We start from the raw sequence: 16,553 nt of genomic DNA, 5'->3' as shown, positions 1-16,553 counted from the left end.
GAGTGACGGGAGCCTCCTCGGCGTTACCGCCTGTGGGGTCTCCCGTTCCCTCTATTTCCCGCTGGAGTCAAGTGCCCTCCGCTCCAATCAAATCAGATTAATAAATTAAAATCACATTATTGAAGCAACAAACTTTACGAAAACGGTCTATAAAAAAACAGTTGTTACAGATCTAATGCTGCAACAACTGCTAATATCACACAAAATGAATTTCATCTCTACAGCAAATCTCTTCTCAGATCTCCTGCAGGCCTTGGAGATAAGTATACAGGCGCAACTTCGAAAACAGATTTCGCACCCGCTTGTCCCTCTTGGTTTAATCGGAAAGCTGCTCGCGCGTAGGCTACCAGTACACTAGAAGTGAATTCGGGATTGCTGTCGAGTTTGAGCGAAAATTCGATAATCTGTTTATTATCTAATCCTGTTTTTCCGCCACGAATAACAAATCCGCCATGTGGCGATTTTGAATGATTTGCTTGCAATTCTTCTGCGGTAATAAAGTTGACTTCTGTTTCATAGTCAGCAAAATAGTTCGGCATCGTTTTAATCTTTTGTTCAATTTTTGCTTGATCGTACCCTTCCTCCGCAACCACATAACAAACACGCTTATGTTTTTCCGCAGTAGAAAGCTGAGGGTTCTCTCCACTTCTCACCTTTTGCATCGCTTCATCAATCGGTATTGTGTATTGAACCGCTCCTTGTACCCCATCAATTCTTCGAACAGCATCTGAGTGTCCTTGGCTGAGCCCTTTGCCCCAGAAGGTATAATTCTCACCAACAGGCAAAATCGCTTCCGCCATTAAGCGATTGATGGAGAATAGCCCCGGGTCCCAGCCAACTGAAATAATGCATGTCTTCCCACTTTCTTTTGCTGCTTTATCAACAGAATCGAAATATTCGGGAATTTTCGCATGTGTATCAAAGCTGTCAACTGTATTAAACATTTGAGCAAATTGAGGGCCCTGTTCAGGTAAATCCGTCGCTGATCCCCCACATAAGATCATGACATCAATCTTACTTTTATAATCTTCTGCTTTAGAAATATGTAAAACATTCACTTTCGGATTATTTACAGAAATACTATCAGGTGTTCTTCTTGTAAAAATGGCGACCAATTCCATATCCGGACATTGCTCAATTGCTGCCACTACTCCTCTGCCAAGGTTGCCATAACCAACGATTCCCACCTTTATTTGCTTACTCATCATTTTTCCCCTCCTGTTGTTGCAATCAAGGACATTCTCGTCCTTCCTATTTTTTCATCTTACCTTTTTTAGCCGCTAGATACAATAATTACAGCGGTTCATATCAGTCTAACTCTCAACTTATGATGCTATAAAAATAAGCATTTATATTCTACTCTCAAGTGGTCCCAATTTCTTCGAATTTACGTCAAAGAAGAACGGGTTTCCATCTCTGGTCTATACTTCAATTTCCCATATCTGTATTTTGGGGGATCCTTCCAATTTTTTATTTTAACTGGGCGAGAAGCATTTGTAATTCTTCATTAGTGAGATCTCTCCACTGCCCTTTACCTATGCCTTCTAAGTGAATGTTCATAATTCTAATCCGTTCAAGCCGCACCACTTTATTTCCAAGAGCCTTGCACATTCGGCGAATTTGCCGGTTGAGGCCTTGTGTAAGGATTATTCGAAACTCGTACTCATTTATACGGTACACTTTACAAGGTTTTGTTGTTACTCCAAGAATTTCGACCCCACTAGACATTGCTTGAATGAATTTGTCTGTAATTGGCCTGTCCACAGTTACCACATATTCTTTCCCGTGCCCATTCTCGGAACGCATGATTTTATTGACGATATCCCCATCATTCGTTAATAAAATTAATCCTTCTGAATCTTTATCCAATCTCCCAATTGGAAAAATCCGAGAAGGATAATTAACGAAATTAATAATATTTCCATTTACCTCTTTTGCCGCAGTACAGGTAATTCCAATTGGTTTATTAAGGGCAATATACACTGATTCTGCTTTTTCCGGTATCGCTTTTCCATCAATAAGGACGACATCATTTGGTCCAACCGTATCTCCCGGTTTACAAACAACCCCATTTATCGTAATTCGATTTGCCGTGATTAATCGATCCGTCTCTCGTCTTGAACAATAACCCGTTTCACTTATGTATTTATTGATTCTCATGCTTGGCCCGCTTTCCTTCCTAATTAAATAAAAAATAATGGCTGTTTTCATAAACTTTGTTGCTATTTAACCAAAAAGTGGTGTACCAAAACAGATGTTTCTTAATTTTTCAGGGTGATTGTCACTACTAAAAACTGAGCTTGTATTCCTGATCGACATTACCTTCCTTTGAAAAGACGCGTTCCTTATAATAAATCTCCTCATCCGTCATCAATAACACAGCTGAGCTTCTTGTCCCATACCCTTCGCTTTTGATAAACATTGGAGAGAGAATTCGTTCCCATTCTAAGGAAACGCCAGTGCTAGGAAGAGCTTCATCCGGGGCAGGATCCGCGTTTTGGAGAAGAGCGAAAAGCTGCTCTACGTTGACTTCACTTTCTCCATTCATTACAGTTGATAAGCCTTCCTTACCTCTCTTTACCTTTGGCCAGTCTGTATTTAATAAATGATTGCTCACACCATAAATCCCCGGTTCCACCTTTTGAATCTTATCTTCAATATTGGAATAGTAGTAAAGCTCATCAGTATTTCCTGCTAATAAATTATACCCGGGATAGATTATGCGGCTTTTCGCCGCCTCCTGCAAATATTCTCTAGGTTGAAGGCTGCCTTTTAAATAACCTGCGACCAATTCTCCACGGGAACGTTTTTCGGCTGTTATCTCCTTTGGGTCACGGTAATTCGTTAATGCAGCAAACCGTCCACCTGAAGTGACTCCCATCCAAGTGCCCATTTTCTCCAAGTCCCTACCTGCGAGAATATGCGGATGATCTTCCCAAAAATAAGCAGAAGCCGTTGGTCTTTCATAAAATTCATCACGATTGGCAGCAACAATGAGCTTGTATTTTGGATGCTTTTTATAAGCAAAAAGGATTAAACACATTTTTCTTCACTGCTTTCCGAGTAGTTATGCCTATAGCTATAATACACCTTTTAACTCTTTAGGTGTAAAATAAAGGAATACGCCATTTTTAGAACTTTACAAAAGATTATTTAAAGAGAGAAACAACCAAAAAACGGAGAAAAATATTGACTTTACAGGATTGGACATTCCGTTATTGAAAATCAAAACATTACCAGTAATATAATCTATAAAAATAATGAAATGGTGCATTCCTATATTTTTTCCGGATTATCAGCAGAGCTTGAAAGCATATTTAGTTTGAAATAAAAAGCCTAATCTTCGCTTTATTAAACAAAGCGAAGATTAGGCATCTTTTTTTAATCCTGTTTTTTCTGCAAATCTTGTTTCGTCATTTCACTTCGGACATTGATTTCTTTAGAAAATTCCGAGTCCTGTTTCTTTTTGTTATTTGGGTATTTATTTTTTCGTTCTCGATTATCATTTTTGTTTGTCATAATTTAAACCTCCTCAATTAGTTTCAGTATTATTTTGTACAAATTAGAGGATTTTATTTTTGCTCAAATAAAAGAGAGCCTCCCTAGGGAATTTATAGTTAATTTTTCACAATGAAAACATTCATGAGCGTATGCTCCCAACCCAGTATGTAAATGTCGTTCAACCTCCTTTCACTGTGCCGGTTATTCCTTACGTCATAAAGGGCAAGTTCTTCGTAGGTCGACCGACAATTAATTATTCACATAGAAAAGAGAGTTGAAAAAAGTAGCTCAACTCTCTCAAATTCTATTACTTAATTGTGAATGTTGCTGAGTTGTAATTCTTTCCATTTCCTTCTGGTTTGTAATTCTTCTCAGCATTTCCGCTTGCATCTACTGCAAACCAGTTAATCGTTGTCGACTTAGTAATTGTAATACTTTCAGCAGATTCGCGAGTGCCGCTAAGCGCAATTCTTGCAGATTCATAAGTTGGGCGGCTTCCGTCAAGAGTATAATAGATAGTGGCAGGCTCGCTTAGATCAAACTTAACTTCTACCGGGCCATCATATTTACCTGCACCGGGGACTACTTTTGTTGATGGTGGCTGATGGTCTTTATCATTCATGTATGCAACCTCCATTAACCCTATTAGACCGTTTGCAAATTCCAACGCCTCTTCATGGCCTTCTTCAAATGATGGTTGGAAACCGGCTGCCACCCATCTGCTTCTTTCCTTATCCCATAAATCAGCACCCACCTCAAAGTTCCATGCATAAATCCCTTTTTCATACCATAGATAATCGGCTGAGTTACCTCCTGCAGAATAAAGAACATCTGGAATCGGACCTGTACGGCTAGGCAGAATAACTGTCCCACGGTGATCTTGAATTTTATTTAAAATATGATCTGATGCAACCCAGTAATATGCTTCTTCACCAGCTGACGGACGTGGTAATGTTACACGATTTGAATCATAGGCACCAGGGGACCACATAAAGTATCCACCGTAGCTATGGATGTTCATCGCGAACTTAATATTTGGATTTTGATCAGCTAACCAAACTAGATTTTTGCTTTCAGGCTCAGAAAGCTCTTCAGGTCCAGCATATGTGCTGCTCGTACAGCTAGTAGATCCGCCAATAAAACCATCAAATACAGAACCAACAGAATGGTTACGGTTTAAATCTACTCCCCAGCTGTTACGATTACCAGGATCCGAAGAAGTTGGACCACAATGATTTGTCATGCTTTTCCTTTGCATATTATAATCGTAAAAACTGTAATGCCCGCCATCTGGATTAACAGACGGAACAAGGAAAATATCAAGGTTATTAACTAGTTTTTTCGTTTCAGCGTCATGGGCATAGTTTCTAAGAAGTCGTTCTGCTGCTTCCACGGCAACGAGTGGTGTCACCCATTCACGAGCATGTTCTTGAGAATATCCGAGAACACCCGGTTTAGAGCCGTCACGTTGTTTCCCAATCCGGATCGCTTTTACTGTCCAAGGATCGCGAGATATGCTATCAGGAGCATTTAGGTTATCAGCTAACTTTGCTGATGCTGCGGATACTGTTCCTGCCCCTCCGTTACCACGGTATGTAGTCGCGGATACAAGATCTCTTGCTTCAGTATTTAATGCATCTACAACTTGCTTTGCTGTACTAACAATATTTCCAGACTCATTTGTTGCTAGTTGAACAGAAATTTTATTTCCTTCAGTTGTTATGGAAAGGGGGGCACTATCAGTTCCGGGATTAATTAGCATTACCTCAATGTCATTTCCGCCTTCATGACCCCATGCATTTGAAGTAACAACCACAGATGTGTTTGTAGTAGCGCCGATTGTTGCCTGTGCGTGGCGGCGGTAGCCATTTGTTTGGTTAGGGAGTTCAACAATTTCTGCAAGGTCAGGGAATTCAGCAACCAGCTTCTCAATTCTTTCAGTTACTTCAGTTGGATCCATATAATGGTCAACAAAATCTGTGACATAATGTTTCTTCGACTTGTCTGGATTAGCACCTAGCCACTCGGATACGGCTACAGATGTGGCTCCACCTACATTACTTTTAATATTCACAGTTGAAGGGATAGAGCTTACAGGCAATAGAAGATAGTGATAAAGGTATTCCCCATAATCAACCTTTCGGCTTAATGAAGCTGATTTTTCTACTCCCCCTTCATTCCAACTTGCTGTTAAGGCAGTTGAAGCAACAGTACCAGCACTCGATTTAGCCTCAACATAAAGGAAAGTATCCGATTGATTTGTAAAATGATCTGCTCTTAGGACCTGAATCGTGTCCTCGGCCGCAGTTAAGCTTGCTTCTTGTTGAACAGCAGCTTGTCTTTCAGCTACCCTTGCATTCCATTGCTTTTCCGTAATTAATGTATCCTTTACTGTAATCCCATGTTGTTTTAGAGCTGCCATTTCAGACGGGGTAACAACTGCATCAACCTCGAGCTCTCCATCATGTTCATGAATTCGATGTGCTAGATCAATGTCAAGCTCCTCAAGCCACTTCATTGCCGCTTGATTGGGTACTTTCAATTGAACAACTGATACTGATTCTTCCTTCGGGATTGGAAGGTCATCCTGTGGTGAAGCAAATGTTGGTGAGTTCAATCCTGAATATAAGATTGAAAAACCTAATCCGGCTACAGTCGACAAAACGAGTACATGTCTTGTCCATTTCCTTTTTCTTCGCATTTCCAATTAATGCACCCCCACTAATTTTATCCAACATAAATTGTTGAACAAACTCATTATAGAAAGGGAAATGTGCATTTTTTGTAATATTTTAGACGAGCCTTAAACTATCGTTCGGGTTATTTCTACAAATATAGTGCCGTAAAATGGGGATAAAACTTTGAATCGATAACTTATTGTCGAATAAATTTGTTGAAAAATTGGGAGAGAAATGCAAGTATAGCTATTTTTCACCAGGATTTAAATTGAATTCAAAATTTCATAGGACAAAATGCATTTTTAGCAGATTTCATTTCAGGTAGATATCCCCTGTTTCTGATGACCTCCCCACATAAATCTACATTTATTGACAAAACCCCTTATTCTTATAGGAAAAAGGGTATTAGAATTGTAGACTTTCCTAGTTTTTTGTAAAAAAGTATTTAGGTCCTCTAAATAAAAAAATGCAGTCAATAGACTAAAAAGATTACGATACATAAAACACCAATAAACAGCATCAACTTTAAACAAAGATGTAAGACCCATTTTTCCTTAGAATAAAAATTTGTGAAGATTTCTAATCCGAACATAATATAATTGCTTTCCGGTGATAATGAAAAAAAGTAATAAGGAGGATTATCCTTGTGGATTTATCGTGGATGGCATTTATTATGATTATATTAGCAAGTTATCGGTTAACACATCTAATTGTTTTTGATAAAATAGCTGAGCCTTTGAGGAATCATTTTTTGAAGAAAAAGGAAACCAAGGATCATGAAATCAAAAAAGTGCCTAAGTCAATGTTTGGTTACCTGTTAACTTGCTACTGGTGCACGGGAATTTGGTCCGCTATCATTCTCGGTACGATGTACATATTTCTTCCCTTTATTACTAAATATATCATTTTTATTCTTGCTATTGCTGGTGGACAAGCCATATTGGAAACGTTTGTTGGGGTAAATATTAAAAGAACAGAATTGTATAATGAACAAATAAAACATAACAAGGAATAAGCATTACTAATCATACTAAATTAAATATGCCAGTCCCTCTATCCGTAATCTCTTGAGAACTGGCACCAAATTTTCTACGATTCTACCTGTGTTAAGCTCTTGGCTGCTTCGTAAAGTATTTGCACACCCTGCGCTAAATGATGTGAATCCGACCATTCTTCCTGGCAGTGGCTAAGTCCACCTTTACTTGGAACGAAAATCATGCCTACATCTGTAAAATCGGAAAAAACCATGGCATCGTGACCTGCACCACTATTGATGGAACAGTAGCGGATATCCAATGCACTGCTTTTTTCCTTCAATAGAGAACGAATGTCTTCATTTAATGCTTTTGGCTGAATATACAAAAGCTGTTCAATTGATATATGAATTCTGTTGCTGCTATGAGATTGAATCAATTCCTTCGTTTTCCGAATTATGTTACAAACATTTTCTTCATTTCCGGATCTGATGTCCACGGTAAATACGGTTTTTTCCGGGATAACATTTGCTCCATTTGGAAATACATTGAGACGTCCGGTGGTAATCACTGATCCCTCGCCATCGTCTATTGCTAAGTCCGGCAATTGAGCAATGATTTTTGCAGCGGTAACTAAGGCGTCCGCTCGGCGATCCATCGGGGTTGTGCCTGCATGTCCAGCTTGACCTTCCACTGTTATTTCCAATTGCGCCAAACCAACGATGGCTTCGACAACACCAATCGGGATGTTTTTTTCTTCAAGGATCGGTCCTTGCTCAATATGCAATTCCAAAAATGCCTTCATTGTCTTTTGATCTCTCTGCTTAACTAGTGAAGGGTCTAGTCCAATCCTTGACATCGCTTCTACTGTAGAGATGCCGTCTTTATCTTTTAGATTTTTAAAATCTTCCTCAGTAAGTGATCCGACAATTCCTCTTGACCCCATTAGTCCGCCGCTAAATCTCGAACCTTCTTCTTCGATCATTGCAATGATTTCAAGAGGGTACTTCGGGGTTAATTTATTTTCTGAGAATAGAGCGGCCACTTCTAGAGCTGCAACGACTCCAGCCGTGCCATCATAAGCTCCCCCGTTAGGAACGGAATCAAAATGAGAACCAATCAGAACACTTGGCACATCTTTCAAAGTGCCTTCAAGCTTGCCGTAGATATTACCAAATCCATCTTCCTGGACGTTTAGACCGTATTCCATCATTTTTTCTTTTAAATAATTACGCGCGTGTAAATCTTCTTGGCTATAAGTTAACCGGGTAACTCCTTTATCTGGTGTTGATGTAAATTTACTCAAGGCGCTTATATGGCTTTCTATTCGTTGCTGAGACTTTTTCATAGAATCCCTCCGTTTTTTACAATGCTTTGCATTTTATTGTTAGGCTCTTTTCTAAAGATTTGTTGATTTCTTCAACTTTAATGCCTATTTCTCGTGGATAAGTAGAATTATGTGAAAACAGCCGATTGTAAAAAAATCCTGTGTGATGAGCATCCAGCAGCTTGACACGAATTAGCTGAAGGTCCATCACACAAGAGTTCCAAATTGCACAGTATTATTTTACAAAAATCCTACGAATATTCCTGCTAAAATGACCGATACGATTGTTACGGTTATAAAACCGCCGACAAGCATTGGCGGAAGCATGTGGCTCGTCAATACTTCCTGTTCTTTTTCATCATTTGTTAAAGACTTGATGACTTCAACTGTGATGATGTAATCAGCGGGAAATCCATATAAAGCTGTCAACGATACGGCGAATGCCATTTCTTTGCTAACTTTCAAAACTTTACCCATGAAGAAGGAGAATAGGTACATGCCGATAACTCCTAAAACAATACAGCCAATAAGCGGGTAGAGGATCTCAAGCATCATGCTTGGAGTCGCATGTTTTAATCCATCAAAAATATAGAGCATGAGAGCCATGATGGCCATTCCAAAACCATTCGCTCTTTGTAAAGGATGCTTTTCTAGGAAACCGACACTTCTTGCGATGACCCCGAACAATAAACATAGGACAAACGGACTGATCTCCACGATTGGTGCCAATACAGTGGACACCAGATAGGCAAGAAAGCCAACAAATGCAAGTCTAAAAAATTTAAAATATTCTGTATTATATTTCTCAGGCATTTTTTTGAATAGTTTAAGTTCAGTTTGATCTTTTCCTTCTATTGAATTATCCGATTCTTTTAATGACAGCTCTCCATTTCGGTATTTCTTAAGAAGTCTTTTCCCTTCTTTTTTCAAAACGATTGATGTTAATGGATAGCCTGCAAATCCTTGCACAACGTAGATGACGATTGCAAACACAGATAAAGATAAGAAACCCGCTTCTTTTGCTCCTTCTGACATGATTAATGCAGAAACTAACCCACCTACTAATGGCGGAATAGCAACAACGATTGTTTCAAAGCCGAAAATAAACGTTCCGATTCCAAATAGTAAAACAATAATCCCCAAAATTCCTGATAAAGCAATTAAAATGGTCTTCCATTGATTTATCAATTCTTTAACTGACAGCAAAGTACCCATATTTGTAATTAATAAGTAGATCATCATAACCGCAACAACCGGCGGTACTCCTGCAACCGCTACGATGTCCTGCGGGAAGAATGTCCAATATCCTAGGAGAAATAGTACTGCACAGACGAAAACGGAAGGTACCCAGGCTTTTGTTCGAACAGCCACGAAGTCTCCAATAAATAAGATAAGTAAAAGAATAACTAGAGCTAGCATTTGAGACATGAGAATCCCTTCCTTTCTTTCTTTTTATTATTTCGATATAATAACATGGAATTAAATAAATATAAAGATAATTTTGTTTAATTAGACTATTTTCGAATGTAACAATAATTGTAAGTTACTTACTAAATAGATTTTCTCTAAATCTCTTAACTATAGTAATAAAATTACTATTTTTAAAAAAATATTTATAAATTTAAAAAGTCTTTCCCTACACGCGATTAGGCACTTCGTTACACGGGGAATGTTTAATAGTAATACATTAAAAAGATTAGATTCTCTTTTTATCTATTTAAATAGCATTACCTATTCCTTATCATTTGTTTTGCTCCAGAAAAGTTAATGTAGCCACTCCTAGTGTCTTTGCCGCAATCAACATCCCTTTTTCATCAATATTAAATTTCGGGTGATGATGAGGATAAGTAGTATCCCATTCAGGATTTTGTGCGCCAGTAAAGAAAAATGCACCTTTGACATGCTGCAGATAGTATGCAAAATCTTCTCCGCCCATTTGTGGTTCACATTCATTGACCGCTGTTACCCCAGGTACGGATTTCGCCAGTTCCATAACAAATTCAATTTCTTCTTTCGGATTGGTAGTGGCAGGGTATCCCTTCTGATATGAATAGGTATACTCGACATCACCAGCAAGACATGTGCCTTTAATAACGCGTTCAATTTCTTTTTCTACATATTCACGGGTACTTTCTTTGAACGTTCTCACAGTACCCGCGAGTGAGGCTGTGTCAGCAATGACGTTCGGTGCATTTTTCGCTTCGAATGAACCTATAGAGAGTACAGCTGAATCAAGCGGATCGACCCTGCGCGAAACAATTTGCTGAAGATACCCAATAAGCTGAGCTCCTATAACAACACTGTCTTTTGTTCGGTGCGGCTGTGCGCCATGTCCGCCACGGCCATGAATTTTCACATTAAAAAAGTCAGCGGCTGCCATTATTGGACCTGGACAGTACTCAATTGTTCCTACAGAAGCAGTGGACCAAATATGCTGGCCGAAGATGACATCTACTCCTTCTAAACAGCCGTCCTCAATCATGGCAATTGCTCCACCCGGCAGCACTTCTTCAGCGTGCTGATGAATGAATACAACATTTCCTTCCATTTCATCCCTCATATTGTTTAACACTTTTGCAAGTACTAGAAGTGTTGCGGTATGACTATCATGTCCACAGGCATGCATGACGCCGTCCACTTTTGACTTATACGGCATGTCTGTCTCTTCTTGAATTGGCAGGGCATCAAAATCCGCTCGTAATGCAACGGTCTTCCCGGGTTTCCCGCCTCGTAAAGTAGCTACAACTCCACGTCCGCCTACACCAGTTCGAACCTCATGGCCTAATTTCTCGTGATATTCGGCAATATATTTGGGTGTTTCCACCTCTTGAAATGATAGTTCAGGGTGCTGATGCAAATAACGGCGAACTTCAACCATTTCATCGTAAGCTTGATCTAATAATTCATATAGCTTTTCCATTACAATCGTCTCCCTTTGGAAATTTAATTATATTAACATTCTGTCTATTCAATAAAGTTTTCTCTATACGGAATATAATAAAATATCTGAAAACACTAAATCAATGTACACATGCACAATAAAAACTCTTTCTTGTTGTATAATAGTCTATATGGAGGTGTTTCCTTGATAAACAACCAACAACTTTACTCATTTCTGTGCAATAAATTTGATCATAATCCTTTTCGAATTTACTATTCTCAAAACATAAATCTGCAATCCTATTTAATTTATTCGCATAGAGAAATGGAGATAGATGATTTCCCGATCAACCTTGCTCCAAACGGTGAAAAATTCACCATTCAATCGGATGAAGAAAAAATGCTTATTACCTTTTTTTATTCAGAGAATAATCAAGTTCTTCTCTATCTTTCCAATCCAAACATAGCTCTATCCGAAGATGAGCTAGAGTCTATGTATGTCATTTTTTCTTTTATTGGCATGGAAAACAAAATGAAAGCAAAAGAGGCTGAGCTCTCCAGTATGATCGAGAGTATTCGCTCAATCACTTCTTCCCTTGAACTAGATGACGTATTGAATAAAATCATTACCCAGGCGCTTAGCGTCATTCCGGCGGCCGATGTCGGATTCTTACAGCTTTATGATGAAAAAACAAAAGAGTTAACTTCAAGGGCAGCTGTTGGTTTTAATGAAAAACTTCAAGCTATTAAAATAAAAAGCGGCGAATCCATTACTGGAAAAGTGTTTAGAGATGGCAAACCGGTCATCTATTATTCAAGGGCAGAAATCTATGAAGGTATGGGAGATATTTCAGAGGAAAATTTCGAGAAAATTCAAGGTTCATTTGATAATACTCGATTAAAATCACTGATTTCTGTGCCTCTTCTAATGGAAAACAATACAATTGGGGTAATGACCGTTCATCAATATGATGCGGCAGGCAAATTAAGTATAGATGATTTGCGTTTATTAGAGGGCTTTGCGGCACAGGCAGCTATTACGATCCACAACGCTAAGCTTTATAAAAAAGCGAATGAGCGGTTAGAGGAGATCACTGAATTAACAAAGCAGTTAAGAGAAAAAAATAAACTTCTTTCGAGAAGAGCAGAAATACACGAAACACTTACTCGTCTCTCATTACAAAATAAAAGTGTTGAGTTCATTATCCGGGAAGTAAATCACATGATGAACAGGGATATTTACTTCTATGATAATCTTGATACATGGCTTTTTCCGAGAAAGGCAGTTAGCTATCCATACTTAAGCAATGATGAGTATTCCAGAATTCTCTCAACAAAGAAAATGCCCTTTTACATTGATATCATTGATCAAAACCAAATGCACTATTATGTTTACCCAATCCTATCGGACCGTGTCTCTCTTGGATGTTTTATTCTTCCACTTAACAAGCCAATTTCATCGCAGGATAAAATGACAATTGAACAAGCCAGTTCCGTCCTGGCTCTGGAGATGACAAAGCGTAAAACCCAAGCAGAAGTTTATTATAAAAAAACACAGGAGCTATTTAATGATTTACTGCAATATAAAGATCCTCGTTTATTAGAGGAAATTGGAGAATCTTTAGGACTTAGTTCAAATTCATTTTTCTCTGTTTTATTACTGGAAGTCGTTTCTTATACAGAATTGCAAACTTTAGAAGCTATTATTCACCGATTAATCTCAAGAATTAAACGGCGCATTCCTGAAAAGGGAACACTTATTTTCGGATTTCATAATAAAGTGACCATCCTTTTCTCAACAAATAATCCGAATGAAATCGATGAAGTAATATTGGGGCTTCATTCACTTTTATTGAAGTGGGGAAATCAAGAAGAGCTGCCGCTTCATGCTGGCCTAAGTACTCCCTATCAAGGAATCCAGTCGATTTCTAAATGCTATGATGAAGCAAATAAATCTCTTTCTTATCTTATCAGCCGCCAAAAGACAGGCATCATGAATTATAAAAAAATTGGGATTAACCGTTTATTTTTGTCACAGCCCTCTCCTGAAATTGAGGGTTTCGCAGATGACATTTTATCGCCATTGCGTTCAGAAAAGGCTCAAAATAATGATTTAGAGAAGACACTATTTACGTATGTTAAATTGAATAAGTCCATCGTCGAAACTGCGGAAAAGCTTCATATTCATAAAAACACGCTGTACCATCGAATTAAAAAGATTGAAGAACTGCTGCAGCTTGAATTCCATAATCCCGATGATTTTTTGCAAATTTTATTAGCATGTCATTTACATGAAAGTTTTCCGCATCGAGAAAAATGATTATGCTTATGCTTATTGCTTTTTAAAAAAGGCTGTTTTCGCATATATTGTTGTTATTGCCTATAAAGTTTGCCCGTTGATTTCCGCTGCGGACACTTGCTTTCCGCAGGGAGGGACGGGAGCCTCCTCGGCGTTACCGCCAACGGGGTCTCCCGCTTCCCTCTATTCCCGCAGGATACTGTATTTACATCCTTGAATCTGCCCGCGCACGAAGGAAATGCGATAGCATTTTCGAGGAGTCAAGTGTCCTCCGCTCCAATCAACTCAGATTATTAAATAAAAATCACATTATTAAAGCAACAAACTTTACGAAAACAGCCTTTAAAAAAACAGGATTCAAACGTAATCTTGAGTCCTGTTATCTTTTCTGGGTATTACTTCACCTGATTTACATACTTTGTCTCCGTTGAATTTGATGGAATTTAGCAGACCCAAATACTAAAACAAGTACAAATCCTATGGCCAATAAGCTGCATATAAAAGCAATTACCCCGATCCAATGAAAGTGCTCCCAAAAATAGCCGCTAAATGACCCGACAAAAGATGATCCTAAATAATAACAAAGTAAATAAAGTGACGAAGCTTGCGTTTTATTCACTTTGGCTCGCTCTGCAACAAGGGTACTTGCAATTGAGTGGCTTCCGAAAAAGCCAAATGTAAAAAGGGAAATTCCGATAATTTTGAAAATCAAAGTTGGAAGAAGAGTTAAGGCTGCACCGCAGATCGTAAGGATGATTGATAATTTCAAAATAAACGATTTCCCATATTGTGCAGCCTTCGCTCCCATATAGATTGAACTAAATGAACCAAATAAATAAACGATAAAAATAAATCCGATCACCGTTTGGCTAAGCTTATAAGGAGGCTCTGTCAGTAAAAAGCCGATATAATTATACATTGTTGCGAAACTACCCATCAGTAAGAAACTAAGGATAAAAAGGAAAAGTAATTGTTTATTCGTTAGATGTAGCTTATAAGATCGCCACCCCGTAGCCCATTCTTTTTTCTTTAATTGGGGCTGCGGCTTAGGTAGCAAATACCAAAAGGAAAAACTTAGTATTAATGCACCCACGCCAATGATGATGAAAGCGGTTCGCCATGTGAATAAATCGGTTAATAAACCGGTTAATATCCTTCCAGTCATCCCGCCAATACTTGAGCCCGAGATATAAAATCCCATAATGATCGCACGAGCCTTTAAATGAAATTCTTCTCCGATAAAAGCCATAGCAATCGAAGGCACGCCCGCAACAAATATTCCGATTAACGCCCGGAAAATTAACAGTGAAATAAAATTGGGGCTAAATGATGATAACAGCCCCAGACAAGAAGTAATGATCATCGAAAAAACCATTATGTTTTTCATCCCGATACGTTCGGATAGTGAGGCTGAGCCGAGCATAATAATCGCGAGGAAACCAGTTGTTAAAGATAAAGTTAAGCTAGCAGCCGGAGCCGAAACATTAAACTCTTCAGCAAAGACTGGCATTAACGGCTGGGTGGTGTAAACCGTGGCAAACGTGACGAAGCCCCCGATAAATAATGCGAGCTTTGCCCGCTTATATTCCTTTGTCCCTGATTGAATAGTAGTCATCTAACTCCTCATTTCCTTTTTCCTTTGTTTTCTACTATACTCTGTACCTATAAATGCGTCTAATTTATAATAATTATGAGTATGATACCTTTTTGTTATAATTGAACTTTACAATGGACAATGCAGATTAATAGATATTAGCGATGTTAATGCTGCCGAAGCTTTCCTTGTCCTGTGGCATTGTCGACACTAGCACGTCCTGTGCGTCGTAGAGAGCCTTTTTTGCGAATGCAAAACCCGCCTTTCGGAAGGTAAATCGAACCCGCGACTAGACCAATAATATTTTTTAACAGCGCCCAGAATGAAAGGAGGAGTTTGAATGGAATGGCACCAACTGGAAAATTTTATTGCCGTAGCAAAACATAAGCATTTTACAAAAGCAGCACAGCAACAATCGATTTCACAGCCGGCCTTAAGCCGTTCTATCATGAAACTAGAGCAAGAATTAGGTGTTCAATTATTTTTTCGTGAGGGAAGGACTGTTCAGCTGACGAAATATGGAGAACTTTTTCTAAAAAAAGCGAAACAAGCTCAATCAGCCATACAGGATGGAATTGCGGAGATCCAAGAAAAAACCTCAGCAGATACCGGGGAAATAACAGTTGCATTTCTACATACGCTTGGTCCAAATCTAATTCCTCATTTAATTGCTAATTACCGCAAGCTGTATCCAAATGTCACTTTCCAGCTTTATCAAGGTGCGAATGATTATGTCATTAATCAAGTGGAACAAGGGCTTGCTGATTTATGCCTATCTTCCCCACTCGTTCGAAAAGGACGGCTCGAATGGACGACATTAAAAACGGAATCACTTTATTTAGTTGTCCCAATTAATCATCGACTTGCGAACCTCTCTACTGTTTCATTTCAAAGTTTGAAAGATGAAGAGTTTATCTGTTTTAAAAAGGGATACGGGCTTCGTTATATTTTCGATGAAATGTGCTTTCAGTTGAATGTGAAACCAAAAATTACATTTGAAGGCGAAGAGACTACAACAGTTGCGGGATTTGTTGACAAAGGGCTTGGAATTGCCGTGTTACCGAAAATCAGTGAAATTAAGCATGATTCGCTTCGTTTTTTAGAAATTTCGGACTACCCTTGCAAACGAACAATGGCCCTATCCACTTTATCTGATGAATTCTTATCTCCAATAGCGAAAAGATTTAAAGCGTTTGTGATCGAGTATTTTGCGACAATTGACTAGCCGTGACACTTGGCCACACTTAATAGCAATTAGAACTTGATCGCCTATGCCTTTCAAATTGGAGCATATATACCC

At 38.7% G+C, this 16,553-nt stretch carries 12 protein-coding genes; 3 read left to right on the top strand and 9 right to left on the bottom strand.

Features of this window, described 5'->3' with window-relative positions:
- Positions 1-218: 218 nt before the first annotated feature.
- From BGM26_RS16635 to BGM26_RS16615, 5 genes are all read right to left on the bottom strand, one after another.
- On the bottom strand, positions 219-1,205 hold the full coding sequence (locus BGM26_RS16635; RefSeq protein ID WP_217041147.1) for a diaminopimelate dehydrogenase: 987 nt from the start codon (positions 1,203-1,205) through the stop codon (positions 219-221).
- Between the two features lie 265 nt (positions 1,206-1,470).
- Positions 1,471-2,160, bottom strand: a complete 690-nt coding sequence (locus BGM26_RS16630) for a pseudouridine synthase (RefSeq protein WP_217041146.1) — start codon at positions 2,158-2,160, stop codon at positions 1,471-1,473.
- A 127-nt stretch (positions 2,161-2,287) separates the two neighbouring features.
- Positions 2,288-3,043 (bottom strand): NRDE family protein, encoded by a 756-nt coding sequence (locus BGM26_RS16625; protein WP_217041144.1) that lies wholly within the window; start codon positions 3,041-3,043, stop codon positions 2,288-2,290.
- A 338-nt stretch (positions 3,044-3,381) separates the two neighbouring features.
- Positions 3,382-3,519, bottom strand: a complete 138-nt coding sequence (locus tag BGM26_RS16620) for a hypothetical protein (protein ID WP_217041142.1) — start codon at positions 3,517-3,519, stop codon at positions 3,382-3,384.
- A gap of 289 nt (positions 3,520-3,808) precedes the next feature.
- Positions 3,809-6,202 (bottom strand): M14 family metallopeptidase, encoded by a 2,394-nt coding sequence (locus BGM26_RS16615; protein ID WP_254119661.1) that lies wholly within the window; start codon positions 6,200-6,202, stop codon positions 3,809-3,811.
- A gap of 617 nt (positions 6,203-6,819) precedes the next feature.
- On the opposite strand from BGM26_RS16615, the gene BGM26_RS16610 reads away from it, so the two are divergent.
- The gene (locus tag BGM26_RS16610; protein WP_217041221.1) at positions 6,820-7,194 is read left to right on the top strand and encodes a DUF1360 domain-containing protein; all 375 of its coding nucleotides are present in this window, start codon (positions 6,820-6,822) and stop codon (positions 7,192-7,194) included.
- 74 nt (positions 7,195-7,268) lie between these two features.
- Here BGM26_RS16610 and BGM26_RS16605 read toward each other — a convergent pair whose 3' ends face one another.
- The 3 genes from BGM26_RS16605 to BGM26_RS16595 form a co-directional block, all read right to left on the bottom strand.
- Positions 7,269-8,501: a Zn-dependent hydrolase gene (locus BGM26_RS16605; RefSeq protein ID WP_217041138.1), complete on the bottom strand. Its 1,233-nt coding sequence runs from the start codon at positions 8,499-8,501 to the stop codon at positions 7,269-7,271.
- 219 nt (positions 8,502-8,720) lie between these two features.
- Positions 8,721-9,908: a hypothetical protein gene (locus BGM26_RS16600; protein ID WP_217041137.1), complete on the bottom strand. Its 1,188-nt coding sequence runs from the start codon at positions 9,906-9,908 to the stop codon at positions 8,721-8,723.
- Positions 9,909-10,221: 313 nt separating this feature from the next.
- Positions 10,222-11,400 carry a M20 family metallopeptidase gene (locus tag BGM26_RS16595; RefSeq protein ID WP_217041135.1) on the bottom strand — a complete coding sequence of 393 codons (1,179 nt, stop codon included), beginning with the start codon at positions 11,398-11,400 and terminating at the stop codon, positions 10,222-10,224.
- Positions 11,401-11,565: 165 nt separating this feature from the next.
- On the opposite strand from BGM26_RS16595, the gene BGM26_RS16590 reads away from it, so the two are divergent.
- A complete protein-coding gene (locus BGM26_RS16590) occupies positions 11,566-13,680 on the top strand; it encodes a helix-turn-helix domain-containing protein (RefSeq protein ID WP_217041133.1) in 2,115 nt (704 codons plus the stop codon).
- A gap of 388 nt (positions 13,681-14,068) precedes the next feature.
- On the opposite strand, the gene BGM26_RS16585 is transcribed toward BGM26_RS16590, so the two are convergent.
- Positions 14,069-15,274 carry an MFS transporter gene (locus BGM26_RS16585; protein WP_217041132.1) on the bottom strand — a complete coding sequence of 402 codons (1,206 nt, stop codon included), beginning with the start codon at positions 15,272-15,274 and terminating at the stop codon, positions 14,069-14,071.
- 319 nt (positions 15,275-15,593) lie between these two features.
- On the opposite strand from BGM26_RS16585, the gene BGM26_RS16580 reads away from it, so the two are divergent.
- Entirely contained in the window at positions 15,594-16,478 is an 885-nt protein-coding gene (locus BGM26_RS16580; protein ID WP_217041131.1) for a LysR family transcriptional regulator, read from the top strand.
- Positions 16,479-16,553 lie beyond the last annotated feature (75 nt).

It is taken from the genome of Bacillus sp. FJAT-29790 (assembly GCF_019039215.1).
GTDB lineage: Bacteria > Bacillota > Bacilli > Bacillales > Cytobacillaceae > Cytobacillus.
The sequence above is the reverse complement of the archived record's forward strand: the minus strand, read 5'-3'. Positions and strand labels throughout refer to the sequence as shown.

What these genes read in the sequence shown, in the direction of transcription:
- BGM26_RS16635 (WP_217041147.1), bottom strand. Translation starts at nt 1,205, where the DNA reads ATGAGTAAGCAAATAAAGGTGGGAATCGTTGGTTATGGCAACCTTGGC.
- BGM26_RS16630 (WP_217041146.1), bottom strand. Translation starts at nt 2,160, where the DNA reads ATGAGAATCAATAAATACATAAGTGAAACGGGTTATTGTTCAAGACGA.
- BGM26_RS16625 (WP_217041144.1), bottom strand. Translation starts at nt 3,043, where the DNA reads ATGTGTTTAATCCTTTTTGCTTATAAAAAGCATCCAAAATACAAGCTC.
- BGM26_RS16620 (WP_217041142.1), bottom strand. Translation starts at nt 3,519, where the DNA reads ATGACAAACAAAAATGATAATCGAGAACGAAAAAATAAATACCCAAAT.
- BGM26_RS16615 (WP_254119661.1), bottom strand. Translation starts at nt 6,202, where the DNA reads ATGCGAAGAAAAAGGAAATGGACAAGACATGTACTCGTTTTGTCGACT.
- BGM26_RS16605 (WP_217041138.1), bottom strand. Translation starts at nt 8,501, where the DNA reads ATGAAAAAGTCTCAGCAACGAATAGAAAGCCATATAAGCGCCTTGAGT.
- BGM26_RS16600 (WP_217041137.1), bottom strand. Translation starts at nt 9,908, where the DNA reads ATGTCTCAAATGCTAGCTCTAGTTATTCTTTTACTTATCTTATTTATT.
- BGM26_RS16595 (WP_217041135.1), bottom strand. Translation starts at nt 11,400, where the DNA reads ATGGAAAAGCTATATGAATTATTAGATCAAGCTTACGATGAAATGGTT.
- BGM26_RS16585 (WP_217041132.1), bottom strand. Translation starts at nt 15,274, where the DNA reads ATGACTACTATTCAATCAGGGACAAAGGAATATAAGCGGGCAAAGCTC.
- BGM26_RS16580 (WP_217041131.1), top strand. Translation starts at nt 15,594, where the DNA reads ATGGAATGGCACCAACTGGAAAATTTTATTGCCGTAGCAAAACATAAG.